General features: G+C 74.9%; 2 protein-coding genes and 1 pseudogene. 1 reads left to right on the plus strand and 2 read right to left on the minus strand.

Going from position 1 to position 1973, the window contains the following annotated elements; genetic code table 11:
- Positions 1-619, plus strand: a pseudogene (locus tag ABZ281_RS47495) (hypothetical protein); the annotation flags it as partial.
- 101 nt (positions 620-720) lie between these two features.
- Here the strand turns inward: ABZ281_RS47495 and ABZ281_RS47500 are convergent.
- Both ABZ281_RS47500 and ABZ281_RS47505 read right to left on the minus strand, forming a co-directional pair.
- Complete coding sequence (locus ABZ281_RS47500; protein WP_356664853.1) at positions 721-1275, minus strand: hypothetical protein; 555 nt, start codon at positions 1273-1275, stop codon at positions 721-723.
- Between the two features lie 112 nt (positions 1276-1387).
- The coding region (locus ABZ281_RS47505; RefSeq protein ID WP_356664855.1) for an aspartate/glutamate racemase family protein at positions 1388-1973 on the minus strand (586 nt) is incomplete at its 5' end.

Raw genomic sequence — 1973 nt, forward strand, 5'->3', positions numbered from 1 at the left:
GGTGACCTGTCTCGCGGTGCTGGTGTGCTCGCTGGCCGCCGGTCACACCCGTCACCGCGGCGCCGCCATGGCCGTACTGGCCGCGGTCGCCGCCCTGGTGACGGGTCTGATCTGGGCGGTCGCCGCGGGGGCCGTACCGGGCGGATTCGTGGCGGCCCTGGAGGGGCGGCTGACGCCGCACCGCGTGCAGTTGTGGCACGACGCATGGCATCTGCTCGGCGACGACACGGCGCTGGGGTCGGGCCCGGGCCGCTTCGGGGAGCTGAGCGCGACGTCCGCCCATGTGCTGCTGTCCGACGGCAAGCCCCATTCGGCGCCCCTGCAGCAGGCGGCGGAACAGGGGATCGTCGGGGTGGCACTGCTGGCGGCGGCGTTCGGCTGGGTCCTGTACGCGCTGTGGCGCGGCCCGCGCCCGACCCCGGTGGCGCTCACCGCGGGCGCGGCCCTGACGGCGCTCGCCGCCGTCGCCGCGATCGGCAATGCGCTGAGCTTCACGGCGGTGTCGGTGGGGACGGGCCTGCTGGCGGGCATGGCCACGGCGCGCCCCCTCGCCGACGAACCGGCGGGCCGCACTCCGGACATGCGGGCACGCGGCGCGGGGCGCGCTACGGCGCGATGAGCGGTCGGATGCACGGTCCTCGACGGCGGCTCCGGGATGGCCGATGATCACAGTCAGTGATCACTGCCGTCGATCACGGCCGGTGACGACCGTCCGGCGATTCAGTGCGCGGGAGCGCCCGGCTTGGGGGGCCGCAGCCGCGCCTTGATCGCCCGTACGGCCGCCTCCGCGTCGTCCACGGTGATCGTGAAGGTGTGCCCGTCCCACAGCTCCAGCTCGACGCCCTCACCGCGTCGCACCACCACCGCGGTGCCCCTCTCGGGCCGCCAGCGGTAGCCCCAGCCACCCCAGTGGCGGGGGGTGACATGGGAGATGTACGTGGCGCCGACCACGTCGGAGAGCGGGATACGGCGGCGGGGTACGCCGATGTGGCCGCAGCGCACCTCGAGGTGCTCCTCGTCGACCCGCAGGGCGACGTGCACGAACGCGAGCGTTCCGAAGAGGACCAGCAGTCCGGCGGCGATGCACCCGACGACGGCCATGACCAGCGGGGCGATGCCGGACGTCCACGCGGAGTCGACGGCCAGCTCGACACCGAGCGCCATGCAGGCGGCGCCCACGAGCGCCAGCAGCCACTGCACCCGGTTGGTGGCACGGCCGGTCCACACGTCGGGGTGCGGCTGGGGGGCGTTCTCGCCGTGGCGGTGGTCCCTCATGCCTTGAGGGTACTCAGGATTCGCTCCGCTGGTACCCGTGGCGGAGCGTGACTGCGCCGGGCGGGCGTCGCACCGATCAGGTCGGCCGGTGACCGTCGGTAACGTGTTCCGGTCAGCGGGCGGGCGTGACCGTCTGCAGCAGACGCCCTTCGGCGTACGCCAGGGCGGGGGCGGGCAGCGCACCCTCGCGACCGCTGAGCAGCACGGTGAGCGTGCCGTGCGGAGTGGCTCCCGGGGCGGGATGTTCGCCGAGCCGGCGCAGGGCCTGGGCGGCCACAGCTCCCGCGGAGCCGTGCAGTACGAGGGGCGCGCGGCCGGGGCGCTGGACGGCGGTCCGGATGCGCTCGGCGACCAGTTCGTAGTGGGTGCAGCCGAGGACGACGGTGGTCACGTCGTCCGGGGTGAGCGCGGCGGCCGCGGACACCGCCGCGTCGATCGCCGCTTCGTCCGCGAGCTCCACGGCCTCGGCGAGACCCCAGCACGGCACCTCGGTGACGGGCACGCCGCCGGCGAAGTCCCGGATGAGGTTCTGCTGGTAGGGGCTGCCGGTGGTGGCCGGGGTGGCCCAGATGGCGAGGTGCCCGCCGCCGGCCGCGGCCGGCTTGATCGCCGGGACGGTGCCGATGACCGGGATATCCGGTTCGAGGCGGGCGCGCAGGGCGGTGAGGGCGTGCACGGTCGCGGTGTTGCTGCCGACG

Origin of the sequence: Streptomyces sp. NPDC006265, assembly GCF_040613555.1 — a bacterium.
Taxonomy (GTDB): Bacteria; Actinomycetota; Actinomycetes; order Streptomycetales; family Streptomycetaceae; genus Streptomyces.

Coding starts and splice junctions, on each gene's coding strand:
- ABZ281_RS47500 (WP_356664853.1), bottom strand. CDS start 1,275: ATGAGGGACCACCGCCACGGCGAGAACGCCCCCCAGCCGCACCCCGAC.